The sequence below is a fragment of the Sorangium sp. So ce836 genome, assembly GCF_028553905.1.
Classification (GTDB): domain Bacteria; phylum Myxococcota_A; class Polyangia; order Polyangiales; family Polyangiaceae; genus Sorangium; species Sorangium cellulosum_D.
Genome location: NZ_CP102233.1, coordinates 6,144,351 through 6,166,994, shown reverse-complemented (window position 1 = coordinate 6,166,994; position 22,644 = coordinate 6,144,351). Strand labels below are relative to the sequence as shown.

Here is a 22,644-nt window from a genome sequence, read left to right as displayed (position 1 = left end):
CGGCCGCCGCCGTGCGTCGGCCGAAGCGGGCGCTACCCGGCGTGTTTGCTTGTCAGGTGAGAGATGAGGGGTGTACGAAGATAGAAGTACCCTGCTCGGGAGCGTGCTCAATGCGGCGAGGCGGCCTTCTTCTGCTTGTTACTGCGACGGCGATTCAAGCGGCGTGCGGCTCGGACGGTGGCACCGGCGGAGGAGGCACGGGGACCTCGAGCGCCACGACGTCGAGCGCCACCACGTCGAGCGGCGGATCGGGAGGCGCCGGGGGCACGGGCGGGGCGGGCGGTGAAGGGGGCGCGGGCGGTCAGGGAGGCGCAGGCGCCGGCACCGCATCGGGTGGCGGGGGCGCCGGCGGTGACGGAGGAACGGGCGGGGCCACCACCAGCGCCACATCGGGCAGCGGAGGCTCGGGGGGCAGCGAGCCCACGTACGGCTATTGCCGGCTGAGATGCACCGGGACGGACGTCTGCTCGACCTGCGATGCTAGCGGGGTTTGCGCGATCGAGCAATGCCCGGATCGGGATTACTGCGAACAGAGGGGGGGTCCTGGGACGTTCGATTGCATCGCAATTGGCGGCATCCGTCGATGCGTCCAGCCGTGCACACTGGAAACCGAGGGCACGGATTGCCCGGGAGCATCCAGGTGCATCGGCGTCGACGACGCGAGGAATCGCTATTGTAAAGTCAAGGAATGCGAACAGGACAGTGAGTGCGCTGGTTTCGGGCTGCACTGCGTGGAATCGGAATGCCGCTGCACCGGGGCCGAGGGCGAATGCTCGCCGGAGAGAGTATGCGCCAAGTAGCCCAGGCCACGTGCGCGCTGCGCTGGCGTCGCCAGCGCAGCTGCTGGCGTCGCCAGCGCAGCTGCTGGCTCCTGATGTCCATCGTCCTGCCCACTTTGCTGTTCACGAATATTTCGTGGGCGGTGTGCGAGCCGCGGGTGGCGTGCGACCCTGGTTTCCCGGGGGCTGATTACGACAGGGATGGCATCCTCAACCGCAATGACAACTGTCCGTGCATTCCCAATCCGGATCAGGCCAACCACGACGCAGACTCAAAAGGGGATGTCTGCGACGACGACGACGACAATGATGGGGTGAACGACTGTGGCGAGGACAACAAGCCCCTCGATAACTGCCCCATCACGCAAAATGGCCCGCTGGGCCCGACGCCCGCGGACACCTCGGACGACCAGCTGGACAGCGACGCCGATGGCATCGGTGACGCCTGCGACAACTGTCCGCTCATCCCGGGCGCGGACCAGAGCGACTTCGATGGCGACGGCGACGGCGACATCTGCGATGACGATGACGACAACGACGGCGTCGTCGACGACGTCAACGGCAACGAAATCGTCGACGAGGGCGACGACAACTGCTGGTTCGTGGCCAACCCCGACCAGGACGACTTCGACGGGGATTTGCGGGGCGACGCCTGCGACGACGACGACGACAACGACGGCGTCGTCGACGACGTCAACGGCAACGGCGTCGTCGACGAGGGCGACGACAACTGCTGGTTCGTGGCCAACCCCGACCAGGACGACTTCGACGGCGACGGCCAGGGCGACGCCTGTGACGACGACGCCGACGGCGACGGCGTCATCGACGACGTGAACGGCAACGGCGTCATCGACGAGGGCGACGACAACTGCCGGCTCCTGGCCAACCCTGACCAGGACGACTTCGACGGCGACGGCCAGGGCGACGCCTGCGACGACGACGACGACAACGACGGCGTCGTCGACGACGTCAACGGCAACGGCGTCATCGACGAGGTCGACGACAACTGCTGGTTCGTGGCCAACCCTGACCAGGACGACTTCGACGGCGACGGCCAGGGCGACGCCTGCGACGACGACGACGACGACGACGGCGTCGTCGATGACGTCAACGGCAACGGCGTCATCGACGAGGTCGACGACAACTGCTGGTTCCTGGCCAACGCCGACCAGGCCGATTTCGATCGCGACGGCCAGGGCGACGCCTGCGACCCAGACGACGACGACGACGGCGTCGTCGATGACGTCAACGGCAACGGCGCCATCGACGACGGCGACGACAACTGCTGGTTCCTGGCCAACGCCGACCAAGACGACTTCGATCGCGACGGCCACGGCGACGCCTGCGACCCAGACGACGACAACGACGGCGTCGTCGATGACGCCAACGGCAACGGCGCGATCGACGAGGGCGACGACAACTGCTGGTTCCTGGCCAACGCCGACCAGGACGACTTCGATCGCGACGGCCAGGGCGACGTCTGCGACCCAGACGACGACAACGACGGCGTCGTCGATGACGTCAACGGCAACGGCGCCATCGACGAGGGCGACGACAACTGCTGGTTCCTGGCCAACGCCGACCAGACCGATTTCGATCGCGACGGCCAGGGCGACGCCTGCGACCCAGACGACGACAACGACGGCGTGAACGACTTCGACGACGCCGGGCGTCCCCTCGACAACTGCCAGTTCGTGCCCAACGGGCCGCTGAACCCGAGCGCCCCGCCGCTCGACAACCAGCTCGACACCGATCGCGATGGCCTGGGAAACGCCTGCGACCCAGACGACGACGGCGACGGCATCGACGACGTGGACGCGAACGGCGAGCCGCTCGACAACTGCCGCCTGCGGGTCAACCCGCTGCAAGCCGACACCGACGGCGACTCGATCGGGGACGAGTGCGATCGCGACGCGGACAACGACGGGATCGACAACCAGCTGGAGATCTCGTGGACCACGAGCCCGTTCAACGCCGATCACGACGGCGATACGATCCCTGACGCGGTCGAGGTGTGCCCGAACGGCGTGATCTGCACAGCTTGGGACGACGACACGAGCGGCGCGCCCGACGGCATCGTCGACGGGCTCTCCATCTGCGTCGCCGGCCCTGGCGCCTCGCGCTGCTACATCGCCGTCGCGGTGGACACCGACGACGACGGCCTGTCCGACAGCCTCAAGGTATGCGCCGAGGGCGACACCTCGTGCTTCCGGCCAAGCGTGGATACGGATGGGGACGGCGTGGCCGACGCGGTCGCGGTGTGCGGCGCGAGCGACTGTCACGAGCTCACGCCGATCGACACCGACGACGACTCCAGCCCGGTCACGATCACCCAGTGCTCGGGCCCGTGCTACTTCAGCACCCCGGTCGACACGGACGGCGACGGCGACTACGACGCGCGGGATCCCGACAGCGACGCTGATCACGTCGACGACATCGATGAGGCCGGCGATCCGAGCGCGACGCCGTTCCCGGCGGACACGGACCGGATCGAGTCGTCCCGGGACTACATCCCCGACTACCGCGATGTCGACTCGGACAACGATTCGATCCCGGACGGCCGCCTCGACATGACGTCGGGGGAGGTGGTGTTCGACAACTGTCGCACGACGCCCAACCCGAACCAGGAGGACATCGACGAGAACGGCATCGGCGACGCGTGCGACGACGGCGACATCGACCTGGATGGCGTCGAGAACCGCGTGGACAACTGCCTTCGCGTCCCCAATCCGTTGCAAGAGAACAACGATGGCGACAGCGCGGGGGACGCCTGCGACGAGGATGACGACAACGACGGGGTCAATGACGTCGACGCGAGCGGCGACCCGCTCGACAACTGCCACTTCGTGCCCAACGGGCCGCTCCTCCCCGCGCCGCCGGAGCCACGCGACAACCAGACCGACACCGACGGTGACGGCCTGGGCGACGCCTGCGACCCGGACGACGACGACGACGGGATAGACGACGTGGACACGGACGGCGCCCCGCTCGACAACTGCCGGCTCGTAAAGAACCGCGATCAGGCGGACAGGGACGGAGACGGTCGAGGCGACGCCTGCGACAACTGCCCTGACGCTCGGAACGACGACCAGGCGGACAGCGACATGAACGGGATCGGAGACGCCTGCGACTCGACGAGCGCCGAGGGCGGCGGCACGGCGGGCAGCGGCCCTGGAGGAGGCGGCGGCGCAGGCGGCGGCGGCGGCGCAGGCGGCGGCGGCGGCGCAGGCGGCCCGACGGACGCGAGCGGCGGCGGCGGCGCGGGTGGCGACGGCGCGTCGGTGCCGAAGTTCGAAGGCGGTTGCGATTGCAGGATGGGCAATGGATCGAGCGCGCGCGCGGGCTGGGGGCTCCTGCTCGGGCTCGCGCTGCTCCTGCGGCGCCGTCTCAAGCCCAGCGCGGGGCCCGCCCGGCGGGCTCCGCGAGCCGCCTGAGCCACCCCACGCACCTTCACCTTCACACGGACCTTCAAGACATCAGGGGAGCTTCCACGCCGGCCGCAGCGCCGGCGTCGCCGGGTCGCGAGACAGGGGCGAAAGGCCCTTGCGCGAGGGGCACGGGCCCTCGCGCGCGGCGCGTCCCCAGCGTCGCGGCCGTGCGCCGAGCGCTCGAGCCCGTCAGAACTGGTACCGCAGGCTCGCCCCGGGCGCGATCATGAACACGAAGTCGCCCATGAGCGACTCCGGCGCGTAGGTGCCGATCCCGTCGCTCTCCGCCGCGAGCTCGATCGTGTTGTCCCACGCCGGCTTGCTGAGGCCGATCAGCAGCAGCAGCTTCAGGCTCGCGGAGAGCTCCCATCGCTCCCCGAGCCGCAGCCCGAGCCTCGCCTCCGGGTCCACGTAGAAGTACGTCGCCGGCGCGAAGTCGACCACGGGAGCGGTGTTGAACCACGCCCCGTCGGTCGTCCTGAACCTGCCGGTACGCTCGTCGCGGACCTGGTCCACGAGCACCCCGGCGCCGAGCCGCAGGAGCGCCGGGAACTCCTCGCCGACGTGGTAGCCGAACGTCGCGCCGGCCAGGAAGCCGCCCACGCGGAGCGCGTCGCTCGCCGTGCCGCGGAGCGGCTCCGGATACCCGACCGGCCTGAGCCCCGCCGGGCGCCCCTCGATTTGCTGCGTCGCGAAGAGGGCGCCAAGCTCGATCCCGACGCCGATCCCCGAGCCGAGCTCGTAGCCGCCGTGGATCATGCCGAGGCCGCCGAGGCCGATCCCGCGTGAGCACCCCGAGCCGCAGCCGCTCATGATCTCGCCGCCGAGCGTCGGCGCCACAAGGAACGACGCGCTCGCGTCGAGCGTCACCTTCGGCGGCTTGCGCCAGATCTCCGCGTCCTCGTCGAGCTCGAGCGCGACGCGGAGGCTCTGCCGCTGGCCCTTCTGCAGCGTCACCGTGCGCGCCTCGGAGACGAACCCGTCGGCCTTCACCTCCACCCGGTGCGCGCCGGCCTTGAGCCGGCCCAGCCAGACGCCGTTGCCGACGTTGACCGAGTTGATCCAGACGCTCGCGCCCGGCGGCGTGGGATCGACCCGCAGCGACGCGTCGAGGTCCTCGGCGAGGAGCGACAGCGTCGTGAGCTCCTGCGGCTTCACGGGCGCCGCCGTCGGCTGCGTCCCGAGCTTCCCCTCGCCGCGCAGCGCCACCATGTGAGCGCCGACCGACAGCGTGCCGATCCACGGGGTCTGCCCCACGACCACGTTGTCCACGAGCACGTCGACGGTCTTGCCGGCCCGCTCCACGACGCGCAGCCGGCCGGAGCGGACCAGCCTGCGGAGCTTCGCGTTCACCGTGACCGTCTGGCCCCCGGCGACGTCGACGCGCACCTCGACCGGCTCGTAGCCCTCCTTGAAGACGCGGACGACGTGCGCGCCCGCGGCGACGCGGATCGGCTTGACGGGCGGGTACTGCCCGCGCTCCTCGCCGCTCACCACGATGGACGCCCCGGGCTCGGCGTTCGTGATGTCGAGCGTCCCCACGAGCGCGCGCAGCTCGGCGATCTCGCGCTGCGCGACCGCGCGCTCGGCGGCGGACATGGTGAAATCGCGCAGGAAGGTCTCGAACATCTCGAGCGCCTCGTCGTAGCGCTGGAGCTTGCGCAGCGCGATCGCGGCGTTGTTCGTGGCCGCGCGCGTCGGGTAGAGCTTGCGCGAGAGGAGGAACTCGGCGAGCGCGGGGCCCCAGGCCTCCTCGCGCAGCAGGGCGAGCCCCTTCTCGAAGTGGAGCCGCGCGACTTGCCGGGTCGTCTCGGAGACGGGCGCCTCCTCGGCCGGCGCGGCGCCCTCCGCGCCGGCCTGCACGGCGCCCTCCGCGCCGGCCGGCGCTGGCTGGGCGAGCGCCGATCCCGCGGCGACCGTGACGGCGAGCGCGGCCGAGAGCGCGCGCAGCCGCCGCGCCGGCCCGGGCCGCCACGCGAGGGAGAGAGGACACGAGCCGCCGCGCCGCGTACGCAGATCCATTCGATCGAGCACCGTACTCAGCCTTGTTCTTCTGCGCTTACTTTCCGAACTCTTCCGTGTCGTCGATGATCCCCTTGTAGGTCGTCGGCGCCGGCGCCGGAGCCGTCGGCGGCGCGGCTCCGGCGCCCTTCGCCGGAGGCGCCGGGGCGCCCTTCGCCGGGGTCGGCGCGAGCTCGATCTTGAGCGGCCGCGCGCCGCTGGTGGTCACGATCACGTCGGTCACCGCCTCGTTCGCTCCCTTGAACACGCGCACCCTGTGCTCGCTCCCGAGCGGCCCGGTGATCTCGAGGATCCCGTTCCTGGTGGTCGTGCGCACGCCTTCGACCTCGACCGAGGCGTCGGACGGCAGGATGACCACCTGAACGCGCCTGGGCTGCGGCTCGGCCGCGTCGGCCTCCGACGTCCCCGTCGCGGCCGGCGCCGGCGTCGGCGCGGGGGGCGGCGCCGGGGTGGCCGCCGCCGGCGGGAGCACCTCGGGGATCGCCGACGCCGCCGCCGGCGCGGCGGGCTCGGGCGATCGGTCGCTGACGAAGTACACGCCGGCCGCGATGCCCGCGGCGAGCAGCGCGGCGCCGGCCACGACCGGCACCCGCGAGGCGCCGGGCTGCGCGCCGCGATGCGACTGCGTGAGCGCCCCGGTGGTCGCGGCGCCGGCGTGGTTGGCGGCCGGCGCGATCGCGCCGTGTGGCCCGCTCGGGTTCGGGGGCGGCGCGAACGACGGGTACCCTCCGCCGCGGTGCTCGTTCGGGACCGCGGGGTACCCTCCGCTCTGGTAGGCGGGCGACGCGGCGGCGTACGCGCCGCTCTGGTTCGCGGGCGAGGCCGCGAGCGCCGGGTACCCTCCGCTCTGGTTGGCGGGCGACGTGGCGGCGTACGCGCCGCTCTGGTTCGCGGGCGGGGCGTTGCCGTTCATCGAGAGCCGCGGCGCGGACTGCCTGCGCACCGCGTCCGGCAGCGGCACGAGCATGCTCTCGTGGATGCCCCAGCCGTAGGGGAGAAGCGGCCGGATGGCGCCGAACATCTCCTGCGCGCTCTGGTAGCGCTGCCCGGGCGCCTGCAGCAGGCAGCGGTGCACGATCGCCGCCACCTCCGGCGGCACCCACGGCGCGAAGTCCTGCACCGGCGGCGGGGGATCCGAGCAGATGGCGATGATGAGCTCGCCGAGCGCGGTGATGTGATGGTACGGCGTCCGCCCGGTGAGCGCCTGGTAGAGCACGGCGCCGAGCGACCAGATGTCGGTGCGGTGATCGATCTCCTTTTGCCCGCGCGCCTGCTCGGGCGACATGTAGAGCGGCGAGCCGATGAGGTTCCCGGTGCGCGTGAGGTCGGCGCCCTCGGTCTCGTTCGCCCGGTCCATCTTGACCTTGGCGATGCCGAAATCGAGCAGCTTGACGAGGATCTCGCCGGCGTCGCGCCGCGAGAGGAACAGGTTGTGCGGCTTGATGTCGCGGTGGACGACGCTCGCCTCGTGCGCCTTCTGGAGCCCGAGGCACGACTGCGCGACGATGCGCAGCGCGAGGTCGGGCGCGAGGGGCCCGACGCGCTTGATGAGCTGGTTGACGTCCTCGCCGGCGAGGTACTCCATCGCGAGGAAGGGCAGCTTCGAGTCGCGGTCGACGCCGGCGTCGAGCACCTGGGTGATGTGCTGCGTGTCGATCGCGCCCGCCGCGCGCGCCTCGCGCTGGAAGCGGCTGACCACCTTCGGATCGCGGGTGAGATCGGCCGAGCTGATCAACTTCACGGCGCAGCGGCGGCCGGTCCCCGTGTGCTCCGCCTCGTAGACCGAGCCCATGGCGCCCTCGCCGAGCAGCTTGCGAATCTGATACTTGCCGTCGATGATCGTGCCGATCACAGCGTTCCGGCCACTCTAAGGGATTGCGCACGGGGGGGCAATGTCCGCGAGCGCTCGCCGGCTCGCGGGCCCAACCCGTCGCGGATGCGCGTACAGTCTCGCGGGACACGCCGCGCTCCCGAGGGGGCGCGGACCTGGAGCGGGGCGCGGCCCGGCCGCGCCCGTCAGGTCGCGCCGGCGGCCCACGCGCCGCCGTCGCGTCCCGGCGTCGCCGGCCGCCTGGGGTGGTTGGGCCCCAGGCGGCCGCGGGGATGTCTGTGAGAGGGCGAGCGTCGGAGGGCCGATGCCCGATCGGCCATCGAGGTCGAGCGACTCGCGCTCTCCCGTGCCCCGCGCACCTGCGGAGGCGCGTCCTCAGGCGGTCGCGAGCGCCGCTCTGGCCGCGTGTGCGTGCGCGGCGCTAGCAGCCGAAGCCCGAGCCCCCGCCCCCGCCCCAGCCCCAATTGTTGTTTCCTCCGCAGCAGGGGCGGTGGGGGAAGCAGGGGCAGAAGCGGTTGGAGAAGGGCGGGCGGCAGTTGTTGAACGTGTTGAAACCATCGCGAGGGAAGTCGTTGAAGCCGTTGAAGCCATCGAAACCGTCGAAGCCGTCGAAGCAATGATGGGGGAAGCGGCAGCAGTCGCGGAAGCGGTCGCAGTCGCGGAAGCGGTCGTCGATGAAGAAGTTGTTGTTGATGATGTTGATGAAGTTGGGGCAGCAGCCGAAGCCGCCGAAGCCGCCGAAGCCGCCGAAGCCGCCGAAGCGCGAGCCCACGGCGCCGAAGCCGGGCGCGCCGAAGCCGAGGCCCGGCACCCCGAGGCCGAGGCCCGGCACGCCGACGCCCGGCAGGCCGGCGCCCGGCAGGCCGGCGCCCGGCAGGCCCGGCGCGCCGGCGCCCGGCACACCCAAGGGCCCCTGGCCAATCGGCGCCTGGCCGACCTGGCCAATCGGCGCCTGGCCGACCTGGCCAATCGGCGCCTGGCCGACCTGGCCGATCGGCGCCTGGCCGATCTGGCCGATCGGCGCCTGGCCGAGATCGGCGGGCCCCGGCATGCCGATCGGCGCCTGGCCGAGATCGGCGGGCCCCTGCACGCCGAGCGGCGCCTGCTGCCCGAGCCCCCCCTTGCTCGGACCGAGCGGCGCCTTGCTCGGCGCCTGCTGGAACCCGCCCCGCGCCTCCTGGTCGGCCTCGAGCGCCTCGGCGGTCGAATCCACCTGCCCGACCTCGTCGAGACCGGACTCGTCGAGCTCCACGTCGCTCACCGAGTCGACGGCGCACCCCGTGCCCAGCGCCGCCATCACCACCGCGAGTCCCAGCACCTTGCCATGAATCGAGAGCATGTGTTGTCCTCCTCAATATCCCGTGATGGCCGGAAGGCCCGCGCCATCTTGGGCTCATCGAAGAGCAGGCTGTGTGCCTCATCGCTCGTGTGCAGACACTGCCGCTGCTCGCTCGCGCCGCCGGCCTCGCCGCGCCCGCGAAAAGGCATTCTCTGGATCAGCGTCGGCGCTGGTTTCCCGGGTTCTCCTCGCGAAGACCGGCGGGACGGCCACCGCGCGGCGGGCCTATCGCGCGCGGGCCGCGCGCGTCCGCTGGAGATGACGAACTCACCGCTTCCGCGGCCGTCGCTCGCGCGGCGCGCAAACACCTCTCTCTCTCGTTCGAGCAGATCACGTGCGCTCCCGCCCGCGCCGCGGCCGTCGTGAACGAGAGCCGCGGCGCACGTCCGGCGGCGAGAGGGCGGCCGGCGCGCGCCGCGTCCCGTGCCGATCGTCTGACCCGGCCAGAAAACGCCCGCGCCGCAGCGGAGGCCCGGCCCCCTGCGCCTCACCTGCTCAGGATGCGCCGTTTGTGACCAACGAAGGCAGGACGCGAATCGATCGACTCGGGCCGTAACCATCCGCCTCCGTCACCGCGGCTCCGCGGTGGGCGCTCGAACTCCGCAGCTCCGCCGTGCGCGCTAGAGTCCGCCGCGCCAGAGCAAACCTGCGTCGACAGACCACCAGATGCGCACAGGTGGGCTCATGTGAGTGAATCTGTGTTGCGGGGAGCCGGACGGCCGTTTACGTGCGGTCAGCGGGTTGGTAGAACTTTTCTCCGGAGGACGCATGAGCAACGAGCCGAGCGAGACGGAAGGGACCGACGCGGGTCGCCGCGGGGGGCTGCGCGCGGCCGCCACGACCGCCGGGGCCATCGCGACCGGCGCCGCCGGGGGCGCGCCGTCCGCGGCGCCCGCGGCCCCTCGAGGCGCCGCGGCGGCGCCGCCCCGCACGCTCGGGCGGACCGGCGCGCAGGTGGAGCCGGTGTCGCTCGGCGGAGAGGGGATCCTCCGGACCACCGGCCGGCATCGCGAGGCGGTGCCGGTCATCCTGGAGGCGCTGCGCCTCGGGGTCAGGTATTGCGATACCGCGCCTGCGTACCAGCAGAGCCAGGACTACTATGGTGAGGCCTTCCGCGCCGCCGGGCCGAGGGCGCGCGAGCAGGTCTTCCTCGCCTCCAAGACGCACGCGCGCGATCGCGACGGCGCGCTCAGGCTGCTCGACGACAGCCTGCGCCGCCTCGGGACAGACCACCTCGATCTGTGGCAGTTGCACGATTTGCGCGAACTGGACGAGCTCGACGCCATCTTCGGCAAGGGGGGCGCGATCGAGGCCGTGGAGCAGGCCAGGGCGGACGGCCGCGTGCGCCACGTGGGGATCACCGGGCACCACGACCCGCAGATCCTCATCGAGGCGATGCGGCGCTATCCGGTCGACACCGTGCTGTGCGCGATCAACCCCGCGGATCCGGCGCGGCTCCCGTTCCTGACGACGGTGGTCGAGGAGGCGCGGCGGCGCGGCGTCGGCGTCATCGGCATGAAGATCATGGCCGCGGGCCGCCTGCTCCAGGATCGCGCCGCGAGCCCGAGCGAGCTCATCCGCTATGCGGCGAGCCACGCCGACACGGTGATCATCGGCTGCTCCTCGATCGCCGAGGTGCGCGAGAACCTCGGCGCGAGATCCCTTCCCTTCCCCATGCCGCCCGCCGAGCGGGCCGCGCTGGAGGCGCGCGTCGCGCCGCGCGCCGGCCGCTACGACTCCTTCAAGGCCTGATCTCCGCCAAGGCCAGATCTCCGCCCCTCCGCCTCATCGCTCCTTCACCGCAGCCACCGCCGCTTCCTCGGCCAACGCCGGCGCCGCGGCGGTCGACCCGCTCGGGGCCGCTCTCGGCTCGATGTCCTTGCAGCAGCGGAAACCCAGGTGGTAGTTCGCGTGGCTGCTCTTGCTCATGAGCCGCGTCGCGTGCCAGTCGGGCGCGCGCCACCTGCAGTCGTCGGCGTGGACCTCCATCGACGAGAACGCGAACCAGCTGCCCTTCATCTCGGTGAAGCCCCGGTCGCCGCGCCGCGCGAGCTCGTCGGGCAGGATGGGCAGGCTCATGTGCTCGGCGACGTTGCCGTGCAGATCGAAGACCCCGAGGCGGCTCCGGCACGCGGGGAAGGCGCCGGCCGGATACGTGTTGGAGCCGCAGCGGTCCCACCCGCCGCCCGGGCAGCCCGGCGTGCGGGCGCTCCCCGTGCCGCAGAGCGCGTGGTTCTTCTCGGGACCGTAGCTCCACACCTTCTCGCGAAGGAGGTTGTGATGCCAGCTCGCCTCGTTCCGGGGCCTCTCCCACTCGTACTCGACGTCGGGCTCCCTCAGGGCGCCGGCGCACGCCCCTTCCCACTCGTGCGCATCGCAGATCCGTTTCCCGACCGCCCTGCAGAGGAGCGCCGCTTCGCGCGCCCGGACGTGCACGACCGGATACTCGCAGGGGATGTTCGGGAACTCGAGCTGATCGATGCAGACCGGCGCGCTCTCCGCGGTCTGCCCGCGCGTGGGATCGAAGAGCGGCACCATCCCCGGCGCGCCGCAGGCCGGCTCGCGCGCCGGCGCGACGCCCGCGAGCTCCCGGGCGCGGCGGCACTCGGATCGCGACATCGGGTGATGCGATAGCGCCGGGTTGCCCTGGCCGAGCACCGGCGACGCCGCGAAGATCGCCTCGACCTCCCGCATCGCCTCGTCGGAGAGCGCGAGCTCGCGCCGCATCCGCGCGAACAGCCGGACGCGCTGCTCCTCCAGCGTGTCCGGCTCGACGTCCTCGTCGTCCCCCGCGGGCGCCGCGCGCCCCGGCGGCGCGGCCGACGCCGCGAGCGCGCGCTCCTGCAGCGCGCCTGCGATGAGCGGCGCCGCGGCCCGCGCCGCGGGCGCGTTCGCGTGCGCCGCGGTCTCCACGGCGGCGGCCGCGCCGAGCGCGCCCGCGCCGAGCGCGCCCGCGGCGGCGAGCGCCGCGATCGACCCGCGGCCGCGCGCCGGCGCGCTCGGCGCAGGCGCGGCGCGCAGGCCTGTCGAGAGCGCCGACGGCGGATCGCTCGGCGCGGACGGTCGCGGTGCGGAGGCCGGGTCGTTTGGCGTCTCGGGGCAGGACATCGGTGGGACAGCTCGCGCTTACTGCTACGGACATCCATCCATTTCGGCAACTTTCAGGGCGCGCGCGGCCGCCGGCCCACCCGAGCGGCTGCTTGACGGTCCTGCCCGGGGCACGTCAAATGAGGCATCGTGCGAAGGGCGGCCCTCCGAATTCTCTACCTGGCGCTCCTGCCGGTGGTCGTCCTGCTCGCGCTGCTCGTCGCCCCCGCCGTGGTCGTCTCGCGCATCGCGAGCCGCGGCCGCGTGTGGCGGCCGGAGACGTGGAAGAAGATCTCCTACGGGAGCCGCTATTTCCGCTCGTCGTTCCGGGGGCGGCTCGGCGAGGTCGTCGACGTCATCGACGTCGTCCGCGATCGCCTGATCCTGCTGTTCCTCGTCCTCGCCGCGATCTGTCTCGCCGGCGGGCTCATCGCGCATCTGCTCGAGATCGGGGTCCCGAGCTGGGTCACTGCGTGGCTGGACGGCTCGATCCTCTCGTCCATCGGGTCCGATCTCGCGTGGTTCCCTGCGGGCGGCAGCGTCTCCTTCGGCGGCGGCGCGGCGTTCGTCCTCGCCGGCTGCATCGCGCTCGCGCTGCTCGCGCTAGGGCTCTCGCTGTATGCCTGGCTCGCGTTCGCCCTCGGCGAGGCGACCCGGGTGATCCTGCGGTATGGCGGCGCGGCGACGCTGTTCCCCGACCCTGGGGACGCGATCCCCGGCGGCCGGCTCGTGCTCTGCCAGCTCTCCGATCTGCACCTCACCGCGGGCGGCCGCGAGCCGTACGAGCTCGAGGAGGGCTCGGCCGCGTGGCCCGAGGGGGTCGCTCGCCCCGACACCGCCGAGCTGACCGGCCGTCTCCGGCGGCTCGTCGCGGAGATCGCGGCCATGAAGCCGCCGCTCGTCGCGCTGACGGGCGACATGACCGATCTCGGGGAAGAGGCGCAGTGGGCCGAGCTCGAGGCGGCGCTCTCCGGCATCCCGGCCTCATCGCAGGTGCTCATGGTGCCTGGCAACCACGATATCGCGATCAACGTCGGCACGTCGCCCGACCCGTACCTCAAGAAGCGGGCGGAGCGCGAGCAGCGCTTCATCGAGGTGCTCACGCGGGTCGAGCGCGGCCGCTTCCAGCCCCCCTTGCACATCCCCGCCCGCAAGCGGGCGCGGCGCCGGCTGCGCGCGATCGCCGGCCTGTATCCGCGGCGGCTCGATCTCGAGGGGGGAATCCGGATCTTCGGCCTCAACTCGAACCGTTACCGCTCGCGGTTCGTGGGGTCGAACGCGATCGGGCAGATCGGCGGCGGCCAGCTCCGGCGCCTGGCCCGCGCGCTCCGGCGGGGCTCTGGCCCGGTCATCGTGCTCTTGCACCACCACGTGGCGCGCCTCGCGGGGCCGATCTCGCTCAACGACACGTTCATGATCGCGATGGATGGCCCGCGCCTGCTCGAAATCCTCGCGGCGTACCAGCAGAAGAACCCCAAGAAGAACAGCGCGCTCGTGCTGCACGGGCACAAGCACCTCGCGTTCTTCGGCCACTACCGCTCGAAGAGCGGCGGTCGCGTCAGCGTCTACGCGCACCCCTCGTCGACGCTCGGCCACGAGACGGACGGCCACCTCGACGGCGTCGCCCGGTTCGCGGCGGTCCGGCTGACGGACGAGGGCATCTGGCGCGTCGAGACGCACCCGCTCCGCCCCGCGCGCGCCGCCGTCGAGGCGCCCCCGGCGGCCGCCGAGGCGACGGTGTCCTGAGAGCACGGCACGCAGCAAGAGGAGAGACCGCAAGGGCGCAAGAGGCGCAAGGGGACAGAGATGGAGTTCTATTCTTCTCCTCCCCCTGCGTCCCTTGCGCCCTTGCGGTCCTCTTCCCATGAATCGGTTCTCATCGAGCGGCTGAACCGCCTTGTCGCGTCCGGCCCCTTCCACGTCGAGATCGCCCGCCGATTCGCCCTGGCCCAGGCCGCCGAAGCCCACCTCGCCCTCGGCCGTCACCACCTCGGCAAGCTCGCCCTCCAGGTGCATTGAGCCGATAGCGCCGCGCGCGGGAGCGCGGCGCTCCGGGCCCCCTCCCCCCTCCCCCGCACCCCGGCGCCGCGCAGCCGCGGGCGTGAGACACGCGACCACAATCCAAGGAATGCTGTGCCGCGGTGGTCCCATTGCCGCGCCTCAATGCCGTGGAGCATCATTTCGCGGTCAGACGTCGGCCGGCAGGTAGCTGCGTCAGCTATGCTGTATGGACCGCGGGATCTCGAAGCGAGCTTCGCGGCCGCGTTTCCCTTGAATGTGTCACGCACCATCGACGGCTCCGCGCGTCAACCTGCGCCCGGACCGCGCTCATGGAGGATCCAGCTCATGAAATTGCCCACGAAGACCATTGTGTTGCTGACAGTGGGTGCGATCGGTGTCGCATGTGGGAGCAATGGCGCCGGCGACAGCGGCGGGAGCTCGCAGTCCGGCCCCGGAACTGGGAGCGCGACCACGAGCGGCGGCCCGGGCGAAGGGGGCGCGGGCCAAGGGGGCGCGGGCCAAGGGGGCCTGCCGGGGTTCGGCGGCGATCTCGGGCCGGGGGGCCCGGGCAGCGGCGGCTCCTCGGGCGAGGGCGGGGCGTGCGCCACCCAGAGCGCCGAGGCCGATCTCGAGCCCGTCTACCTGGCCTTCGCGTTCGACGTGTCCGGCAGCATGGGCATGGGCGACGCCCCCTGGCACGACAAGTCGCTCAAATGGGATCCCGTCGTCGCGGCGACGAAGCAGTTCTTCTCGGACCCCCTGTCCGAGGGGCTCAACGCCTCGCTCCGGTTCTTCCCGAGCGAGGGCGATACCGAGACGAAATGCGACGCGGACACCTACAGGACGCCGGAGGTGCCGATGACGCCGCTGCCCTCGCCCGCCTTCGCCGCGGCGATCGACGCCATCACGCCCGAGGTCGCCAACGACTGGCGCGGCGGCACGCCCACGCTGTTCGTGATGCAAGGGACGATCTCGTACGTCGAGGCGCAGCGGGACACCACGCCGGGGAGATACGCGATCGTCCTCGTCACGGACGGTTATCCGCAGGGGTGCGGCTCGCGGTACAACAAGATCTCGCTCGTGGCGGACGAGGCCTCGAGCGCGCTCTCGAACGGCATCCCCACGTACGTCATCGGGGTCGCCAACCCGCCCCTCGAGGGCGCGCCGGAGACCGTCAGGGACATGGACGATGTCGCCGTGGCGGGCGGCACCGACCACGCCTACCTGATCGACACCGGCAACCCCGCGGCGACCTCGGCCGCCTTCAAGGCCGCCATCGACGCGATCCGCGGCGCGGCGGTCTCCTGCACGGTCGACATCCCGCCCGCGCCCGACGGGAGGACCTTCGACGCGCAGAAGGTCCGCGTGACGTACACGAGCGGCGACGGCGACCCGACCGCGCTCGCGTACGACCAGGAGTGCGCGGCCGAAGGCGCCTGGCGCTACGACAGCCCCGAGAACCCGAGCCAGATCGTGCTCTGCGACAGCACCTGCGCCACGATCCAGGCGGACCCGCGGGCGGCCCTCGGGGTCGACTTCACCTGTGAGGATGTGATCACGATCCCCCAGTGATCCGCGGCCGGCGACGGCCGCTCCGCCCCGCGCGCCGCGCGCTCCGGCGGCGCGGCCCGCCGACACCGCCGCAGGTCCTTGACACCCTGCGGCAATCCCGCCCACGATGGATCGGGTGATCCCCCGCACGCCGAAGTCGCCCGCGGCATTCGCGGCCCCCCGCGCCTCCACCCGCTCCGCCGTCGCCGTCGCGCTGTCGCTGCTCGCCGGCGCGTGCCAGAGCTCGTCGACGAGCACGAGCCCGCCTGCGGAGAAGACCGCCGCCGCGCCGGCCGCGGCGAGCGCGTCGGCCGCCGCGCCGGCCGCCCAATACAAGGTGGGCATGATCCTGGTCGGCCCCTACAACGACAAGGGGTGGAACCAGGCCCATTACGACGGCCTCCGGTCGGTCCTCGCCAAGATGCCCGACGTCGGCTTCGAGTATGTCGACAAGGTCAATCCGGCCGATCGCCCCAACGTGAAGGGCTCCCAGGTCGCGGACGACCTCATCTCCCGCGGCGCCAAGCTCGTCGTCTACAACTCCGACGATTACAAGGACGACGCCCTCGAGACCGCGCGCAAGCACCCGCAGATCACCGTCCTCCACGTCTCCGGCGATTACGCCTGGAAGGACGGCAAGAACCACAAGCCCCAGCCCAACCTGGGCAACATCATGGGCCGCATCGAGGCCGCCAAGCACATCTCCGGGTGCGCCGCCGCGCTCGGCACCGAGACCGGCAAGATCGGGTATCTCGGCCCGCTCGTGAACGACGAGACCCGCCGGCTCGTCACCGCCGCGTACCTCGGCGCGCGGTACTGCTGGGAGAAGTACCAGAAGAAGAAGCCGGAGGAGCTCACCTTCAAGGTCGCGTGGATCGGCTTCTGGTTCAACATCCCGGGCGTCACCCTCGACCCAACCAAGGTGGCCGACGACTTCTACAGCAGCGGCTTCGACGTGCTCCTGACCGGGCTCGACACGCCCGAGGCCGCGCTGCAGGCCAAGAAGGCGAGCGGCGCCGGCAAGAAGGTCAAGTACGTCCATTACGACCACAAGGCCGGCTGCGACCTGGCGCCCGACATCTGCCTCGGCGTCGCCTACTACAACTGGGCGCCGCTCTACCGCGACGCCATCGAGAAGGTGCGCGCGGGCAAGTACACGAGCGAGTTCGTCTGGGAAGGCCCGGACTTCCGCGATCTCAACGGCGACGCCTCGGTCGTCGGCTTCCTGCCGGGCAACGCGTTGGGCGAGCGCAAGGCGCAGCTCGGCGCGTTCGTCCTGACGCTCGCCAATGGGCTCGACCTCTGGAAGGGGCCGCTCAAGTTCCAGGACGGCACCGACTTCCTGAAGGACGGCGAGGCCGCGACGCCCCAGCAGATCTGGTATCTGCCGCAGCTGGTCCAGGGGATCACCGGGCCGAGCAAGTAGCCGCCTCGGGGCGGTCGTCCATGCGGATCGAGATCGAGCGCGTCGCCAAGCGGTTCGGCCCGGTCAGGGCCAACGACGACGTGTCGCTGACGATCCGGGCCGGCGCCGTCCACGGCCTGCTCGGCGAGAACGGCGCCGGCAAGAGCACGCTGCTCCGCATCCTCGGCGGGCTCCTCCGCCCGGACGCCGGCCGCCTGCTCTTCGACGGCCGTCCGGTGGCGCTCGCCAGCCCGGCCGACGCCCTCGCCGCCGGCGTCGGCGTGCTCCACCAGGAGCCGCTCGACTTCCCTCCCCTCACCGTCCTGGAGAGCTTCCTCGTCGCCCGCCCTCGCCCCGCCGCCGCGGCCGGCGGCGCGCCCTCCCCCGCGCCGCCCTCGCGCCGCGCCGCGGGCGTCTTCCTCCCCCGCCGCGCGGCGCGCGACGAGCTGCTCGCGCTCGCGGCGCGGTTCGGCTTCTCCGTCGACCCCGACGAGCAGGTCGGGCGGCTCACCCTCGGGGAGCGCCAGCAGATCGAGCTCCTGCGGCTCCTCTCGCTGGGCGTCCACGCGCTCCTCCTGGACGAGCCCACGACGGGGATCTCCGGCGCGCAGCAGGACGCCCTCTTCTCCGCGCTCCGGCGGCTCAAGCAGGACGGCAAGGCGATCGTGCTCGTCTCGCACAAGCTCTCGGACGTCGAGGCGCTCTGCGATCGCGTGACCGTGCTGCGGCAGGGCAAGGTGGCCGGCGAGGCGGAGATGCCGGCTGGCGCCGAGCGCCTCGTCGCCCTGATGTTCGGCGAGGCGCTCGCGCCCCCGGAGCGGCCCCCGACGGCCGGCGACGGCGTCGCGCTCGCCCTCGACGACGTCGGCGTCGGCGATCACCGCCTCGACCTGCGGCTCCCCCGCCTCGCCGTGCGCCGCGGCGAGGTGCTCGGGCTCGCGGGCCTCGAGGGGGGCGGCCAGCGCCTCCTGCTGCGCGCCTGCGCCGGGCTGCTCCGGGTGCGGCAGGGCCGCGTCGCCATCGGCGGGGCCGACCTGACCGGCCGCCCCTACCCGGCCTTCCTGCGCGCCGGCGTGGGCTACCTGCCCGCGGACCGCCGGCGGGAGGGGCTCATCGCGGGCCTCTCCCTCGAGGAGCACGTCGCGCTGCGCGCCCTCCGGCCGGGGGTGTTCCTCCGCCCGCGCGAGATCCGCCGCGCCGCCGAGCGGATCATCGAGGCGTTCCGGATCCGCGGTCGGCCCGAGACCCGCGTCGAGGCGCTCTCCGGCGGCAACCAGCAGCGCACCCAGCTCGCGCTCCTCCCCGACGGCCTCGCGCTGCTGCTCCTGGAGCAGCCGACCCGGGGGCTCGACCTCGCGTCGGCGCGGTGGGTCTGGGAGCAGCTCCTCGCGCGGTGCCGGGCCGGGACGGCGCTCGTGTTCGCGTCGTCCGAGCTCGACGAGCTCATGCGCTACAGCGACCGGGTCCTCGTGTTCAGCGGCGGGCGCGTCTCGCGGCCCGTCGACGCGGCCGACCTCACCCTGGACCGGCTCGGCCGGATGATCGGCGGCGAGCTCGACGAGCCCGCCCCGGCCCCGGCCGCGCCCGCGGGGGCCGGCCCATGAGCCCCGGTCCGCCCGCCACGAGCCCCGGTCCGCCCGCCACGAGCCCCGGTCCGCCCGCCACGAGCCCCGGTCCGCCCGCCATGAGCCCCGGTCCGGCCGACGGCTCGGGCCCCGGGCCGGCCGGCGGATCCGGCTCCGGCGCGCGGCCGGCGTGGCCGCGCGGCGTCGCCGTCCGCCTGGCGCCGCTCGCGCCGCTCGCCCTCGCGCTCGCGCTCGTCGCGGGGCTGTGCGCGCTCCTGGGCGCCTCGCCGGCGGCGGTGGCCGCGGGCTTGTGGGAGGGCGCGTTCGGCACCGCGGATCAAGCCGCGCGGGTGCTCGCCACCCTGGCGCCGCTGCTCCTCTGCGGCAGCGGCCTCCTGTTCACGTTCCGCGCCGGCCTGTACCACCTCGGGGTCGAGGGGCAGCTCGTCATCGGCGCCGTCTGCGCCACCGGCGCCTCGCGCGCGCTCTGGCCGGGCCTCCCCGCGGGGCTCGTCGTCGCGCTCTCGATCGCCGCGGGCGCGCTCGGCGGGGTGCTCTGGGGCGCGCTCACGGGCGCGCTGCACACGCGCGCCCGGGTGAGCGAGATCTTCGCGGGCCTCGGCATGAACTTCGTCGCCCAGGGGGCGGTCCTCTACCTCGTCTTCGGCCCGTGGAAGCGCCCTGGCGTCGCGTCGATGGCCGGCACCGAGCCGCTCGACGGCGCGCTCCGGCTCTCCACGCTGGGCGGCACCGACCTGAGCCCGGCCGCGCTCCTGCTCGCGGCGCTCGCGCTCGTCGGCGCGGCGGTGGTGCTCGGGCGGACCCACTTCGGGCTCCGGCTGCGCGCGGTGGGGCTGAGCCCGGAGGCCGCGGCGGTGCTCGGCGTCCCGGCGGCGCGGGAGATGCTCGCCGCGTTCGCGATCTCGGGCGCGCTCGCCGGCGTCGCCGGCGCGCTGCAGGTGCTCGGCACGTTCCACCGGCTCCTCCCGAACGTCTCGAGCAACCTCGGCTTCCTGGCGCTGCTCGTGGTGATGCTCGCGGGCCGGCGCGCGGCGCTCGTCGCGCCGATCGCCCTGTTCTTCAGCGCGCTCAACGTCGGCAGCCTGAAGCTCCCGATGACGCTCGGCCTGGAGTCCTCGCTCGCGGGCGTGCTCCAGGGCGCGCTCGTCCTGCTCGCGCTGCTGTCGCCCTGGAGCGCGCGCGGGGCGCGCGGGGCGCGCGGGGCGCGCGGCGGCCGGCCGGAGGAGGCCTGATGGACGACGGCGGCGAGCTCCTCTCGCTCCTCGCGACCGCGCTCGCGGCCTCGACGCCGCTCGTGTACGCGGCGGTCGGCGAGACGATCGCCGAGCGGGCCGGGGTCATCAACCTCTCCGCGGAGGGCTCGATGATGCTCTCGGCGATGGTGGGCTTCGCGGCCGCGCTGACGACCGGCAGCGTCCTCGTCGGCTTCGCCGCCGCGGCCGCGACCGGCGCGCTCGTCGCGCTCGTCGTGGCGATCGGCGGGATCTTCCTGCGCCGCTCGCAGATCGCGATCGGCTTCGTGCTGGCGATGCTCTGCGCGGATCTCTCGTCGGTGCTCGGCGGCCCGTTCGTGCGGGTGCCAGGTCCGACGGTCCCGGCGCTCTCGATCCCGGTGCTCGGGGACGTGCCGATCCTCGGCCCGCTGTTCTTCCGGAGCGATCCGGTGGTGTACGCGAGCTACCTGCTCGTCGCGTGCGCCTGGGTGTTCCTGTACCGCACGCGCGCGGGGCTCTTGGTCCGGGCCGTGGGCGAGCAGCCCGCGGCGGCGCACGCCCGCGGTGCGCGCGTGGCCTGGGTGCGCGCCCTGGCGACGCTCGTCGGCGGCGCGCTCGTGGGGATCGGCGGCGCGGCGTACTCGCTCGACTTCAAGGCGGGCTGGAGCCACCGCCACACGGCCGGCTACGGCTGGATCGCGCTGGCGATCGTGATCTTCGGCGGCTTTCATCCGGTGCGGGCGGCGCTCGGTGCGTGCCTGTTCGGCGTGCTCTCGTCGATGGCGAGCCTCGGCCAGGGCGCGCTGCCGTCGGTGCCGACGCAGGTCTTCAGCGTGGCGCCGTTCGCGCTGATGATCGTGGTCCTGGGGCTCACCTCGAGCGGGCTCCTTTCGCGCCTCGGCGCGCTCCTGCCCGACGCGGCGCGCCGCCCGCTCCTGCGCGCGTTCGACGCGACGCCCCCCGCGGCGCTCGGGAGGCCCTACCCCGCGGAGGATGGCGCGGAGGAGAGGCCGCGCGGCGCGGATCAGGGCGCGGAATAGCAGACCTCGAGCCAGGGGCGGTCCTCCTGGAGGGGGTGGTCGCTCGAGCGGTACGACGTGCGCCCGGTCGGATCCTCCTCGACGAGGAAGCCGTGGTTCGGCGCCGTGCCGTCGACCCACGCCTGGACGAGGCCGGTCAGGTCGGCGCTCATATCGTAGGGTCCGATCCAGGTGAGATCGGCCTCGACGTCCGCGTCGTAGCTCGCGGCGAAGTTGTTCCAGGTGACGTTGTCCTCGCGCCAGGGCGCGGTGATGCGGTGGATGCGGACGGTCTCGTCGCCTGAGCCGTAGGCGGCCACGCCGAAGTCGGCCGACGTGACGGTGGCGCCGGCGGGGATGCTGGCGAGCCCGAACCAGTAGAGCGCTTGCTTGCGGAAGCCGTGGGCGTTGCCCGAGGCGTTGTAGGGGACGCGGCCGTCGCTGTAGTTGGGGAACGCTTCCCAGATATCGGCGTCCGCGACCTCGCCGAAGGTGCCTCGCTGGAGGGTGACGCAGGCGTGTGCGCACGCGTCCCCGTGTCCGTCGCCGTCGCTGTCGGCCTGGTCTGGATTGGCGGCGGAGGGACAGTTGTCGCAGGCGTCGCCGATCCCATCGGCGTCGCTGTCGGTCTGGCTCGGGTTGGCGGCGGAGGCGCAGTTGTCGGCCGCGTCGCAGACGGCGTCGCGGTCGCGGTCGCCGCGTGGACAGGGGTCGCAGGCGTCGCCGATCCCGTCGGCGTCCTCGTCGGCCTGATCCGGGTTGTACGTGACGGGGCAGTTGTCGCAGCCCCTGCCCAGGCCTGGCGCGATGCCGTCCCTGTCCTGGCTCCCGAGCGACGTCAGCCCGACGCCGTAGCCGTCGCAGACGTCGCGATCCGCGCACGGGATCGGGCCGCGCTCCGCGTCGTACAGGCACAGGTACGACGAGCCTTCGGTCGAATCGACGTGGATGCGTGCGAAGCCGACGAGCAAGCCCTGGCCTTTGTCGATGTCGACCCGGACATCGTTGCAGGTGTTCGGATCGTAGAGGGCCAGCACCTCGGGTTCGGTGAACGCCCTCTGGAGCGTCTCTGTGCGGCATTCGCACCCGTTCTCGCTCGGGACCGTGTCGAGGAGGACCCCGTTCAGGTACAGCGAGAACTCGGCGTTGCCGCAATCGGCGTGGTTGATGACGAACGTGATCGCGGTCGTCGCCCCGAACGCCGTCCCGGGGAGCGCAGCGAGCACGAGGAGGGAGAGGCAAGCGCGCGCGGCGCTTGTACGTATGTATCGCATGATTCACCTTATATTCCTCCTTCGCACGGTATACAACGCTCATTGCGCCCTTCTTGGTCGGGCGTGTTCACGCGTCGGGCGCGGGGGGCGGGAGCGGGCCTGGCGGTG

Annotated in this window: 14 protein-coding genes; 9 read left to right on the top strand and 5 right to left on the bottom strand. The window is 72.6% G+C overall.

Annotated features, from left to right (window positions below):
* Positions 1-874 precede the first annotated feature (874 nt).
* On the top strand, positions 875-4,213 hold the full coding sequence (locus NQZ70_RS22285) for a thrombospondin type 3 repeat-containing protein (RefSeq protein ID WP_237245517.1): 3,339 nt from the start codon (positions 875-877) through the stop codon (positions 4,211-4,213).
* Between the two features lie 183 nt (positions 4,214-4,396).
* Here the strand turns inward: NQZ70_RS22285 and NQZ70_RS22280 are convergent, their stop codons facing one another.
* The 3 genes from NQZ70_RS22280 to NQZ70_RS22270 form a co-directional block, all read right to left on the bottom strand.
* Entirely contained in the window at positions 4,397-6,241 is a 1,845-nt protein-coding gene (locus NQZ70_RS22280; protein WP_237245516.1) for a PEGA domain-containing protein, read from the bottom strand.
* A gap of 25 nt (positions 6,242-6,266) precedes the next feature.
* The gene (locus tag NQZ70_RS22275; RefSeq protein ID WP_129575991.1) at positions 6,267-8,081 is read right to left on the bottom strand and encodes a serine/threonine-protein kinase; all 1,815 of its coding nucleotides are present in this window, start codon (positions 8,079-8,081) and stop codon (positions 6,267-6,269) included.
* 400 nt (positions 8,082-8,481) lie between these two features.
* Positions 8,482-9,399 (bottom strand): hypothetical protein, encoded by a 918-nt coding sequence (locus NQZ70_RS22270; protein ID WP_207217923.1) that lies wholly within the window; start codon positions 9,397-9,399, stop codon positions 8,482-8,484.
* A gap of 768 nt (positions 9,400-10,167) precedes the next feature.
* Between NQZ70_RS22270 and NQZ70_RS22265 the strand changes: the two genes are divergently transcribed.
* The gene (locus NQZ70_RS22265) at positions 10,168-11,151 is read left to right on the top strand and encodes an aldo/keto reductase (RefSeq protein WP_129575990.1); all 984 of its coding nucleotides are present in this window, start codon (positions 10,168-10,170) and stop codon (positions 11,149-11,151) included.
* Between the two features lie 33 nt (positions 11,152-11,184).
* Here the strand turns inward: NQZ70_RS22265 and NQZ70_RS22260 are convergent, their stop codons facing one another.
* A complete protein-coding gene (locus tag NQZ70_RS22260) occupies positions 11,185-12,507 on the bottom strand; it encodes an SUMF1/EgtB/PvdO family nonheme iron enzyme (protein WP_129575989.1) in 1,323 nt (440 codons plus the stop codon).
* Positions 12,508-12,636: 129 nt separating this feature from the next.
* On the opposite strand from NQZ70_RS22260, the gene NQZ70_RS22255 reads away from it, so the two are divergent.
* From NQZ70_RS22255 to NQZ70_RS22225, 7 genes are all read left to right on the top strand, one after another.
* Positions 12,637-14,232, top strand: a complete 1,596-nt coding sequence (locus tag NQZ70_RS22255) for a metallophosphoesterase (protein WP_237245515.1) — start codon at positions 12,637-12,639, stop codon at positions 14,230-14,232.
* Between the two features lie 60 nt (positions 14,233-14,292).
* Positions 14,293-14,505 (top strand): zinc-binding alcohol dehydrogenase family protein, encoded by a 213-nt coding sequence (locus NQZ70_RS22250; RefSeq protein ID WP_207217922.1) that lies wholly within the window; start codon positions 14,293-14,295, stop codon positions 14,503-14,505.
* A 327-nt stretch (positions 14,506-14,832) separates the two neighbouring features.
* Positions 14,833-16,059 (top strand): vWA domain-containing protein, encoded by a 1,227-nt coding sequence (locus NQZ70_RS22245; protein WP_165374104.1) that lies wholly within the window; start codon positions 14,833-14,835, stop codon positions 16,057-16,059.
* 115 nt (positions 16,060-16,174) lie between these two features.
* Positions 16,175-17,464, top strand: coding sequence for a BMP family protein (locus tag NQZ70_RS22240; protein ID WP_129581508.1), 1,290 nt, complete (start codon positions 16,175-16,177; stop codon positions 17,462-17,464).
* 20 nt (positions 17,465-17,484) lie between these two features.
* A complete protein-coding gene (locus NQZ70_RS22235; RefSeq protein ID WP_129575988.1) occupies positions 17,485-19,047 on the top strand; it encodes an ABC transporter ATP-binding protein in 1,563 nt (520 codons plus the stop codon).
* Positions 19,044-20,261, top strand: a complete 1,218-nt coding sequence (locus tag NQZ70_RS22230) for an ABC transporter permease (protein WP_129575987.1) — start codon at positions 19,044-19,046, stop codon at positions 20,259-20,261. The genes NQZ70_RS22235 and NQZ70_RS22230 overlap by 4 nt, the downstream gene beginning before the upstream one ends.
* Positions 20,261-21,283, top strand: a complete 1,023-nt coding sequence (locus tag NQZ70_RS22225) for an ABC transporter permease (RefSeq protein WP_129575986.1) — start codon at positions 20,261-20,263, stop codon at positions 21,281-21,283. The genes NQZ70_RS22230 and NQZ70_RS22225 overlap by 1 nt, the downstream gene beginning before the upstream one ends.
* On the opposite strand, the gene NQZ70_RS22220 is transcribed toward NQZ70_RS22225, so the two are convergent.
* Complete coding sequence (locus NQZ70_RS22220; RefSeq protein ID WP_165374103.1) at positions 21,268-22,536, bottom strand: DNRLRE domain-containing protein; 1,269 nt, start codon at positions 22,534-22,536, stop codon at positions 21,268-21,270. The two genes, NQZ70_RS22225 and NQZ70_RS22220, sit on opposite strands and share 16 nt — an antisense overlap.
* Between the last annotated feature and the right edge of the window lie 108 nt (positions 22,537-22,644).

What these genes read in the sequence shown, in the direction of transcription:
- NQZ70_RS22225 (WP_129575986.1), top strand. Translation starts at nt 20,261, where the DNA reads ATGGACGACGGCGGCGAGCTCCTCTCGCTCCTCGCGACCGCGCTCGCG.
- NQZ70_RS22270 (WP_207217923.1), bottom strand. Translation starts at nt 9,399, where the DNA reads ATGCTCTCGATTCATGGCAAGGTGCTGGGACTCGCGGTGGTGATGGCG.
- NQZ70_RS22260 (WP_129575989.1), bottom strand. Translation starts at nt 12,507, where the DNA reads ATGTCCTGCCCCGAGACGCCAAACGACCCGGCCTCCGCACCGCGACCG.
- NQZ70_RS22230 (WP_129575987.1), top strand. Translation starts at nt 19,044, where the DNA reads ATGAGCCCCGGTCCGCCCGCCACGAGCCCCGGTCCGCCCGCCACGAGC.
- NQZ70_RS22235 (WP_129575988.1), top strand. Translation starts at nt 17,485, where the DNA reads ATGCGGATCGAGATCGAGCGCGTCGCCAAGCGGTTCGGCCCGGTCAGG.
- NQZ70_RS22245 (WP_165374104.1), top strand. Translation starts at nt 14,833, where the DNA reads ATGAAATTGCCCACGAAGACCATTGTGTTGCTGACAGTGGGTGCGATC.
- NQZ70_RS22220 (WP_165374103.1), bottom strand. Translation starts at nt 22,536, where the DNA reads ATGCGATACATACGTACAAGCGCCGCGCGCGCTTGCCTCTCCCTCCTC.
- NQZ70_RS22265 (WP_129575990.1), top strand. Translation starts at nt 10,168, where the DNA reads ATGAGCAACGAGCCGAGCGAGACGGAAGGGACCGACGCGGGTCGCCGC.
- NQZ70_RS22285 (WP_237245517.1), top strand. Translation starts at nt 875, where the DNA reads ATGTCCATCGTCCTGCCCACTTTGCTGTTCACGAATATTTCGTGGGCG.
- NQZ70_RS22250 (WP_207217922.1), top strand. Translation starts at nt 14,293, where the DNA reads ATGGAGTTCTATTCTTCTCCTCCCCCTGCGTCCCTTGCGCCCTTGCGG.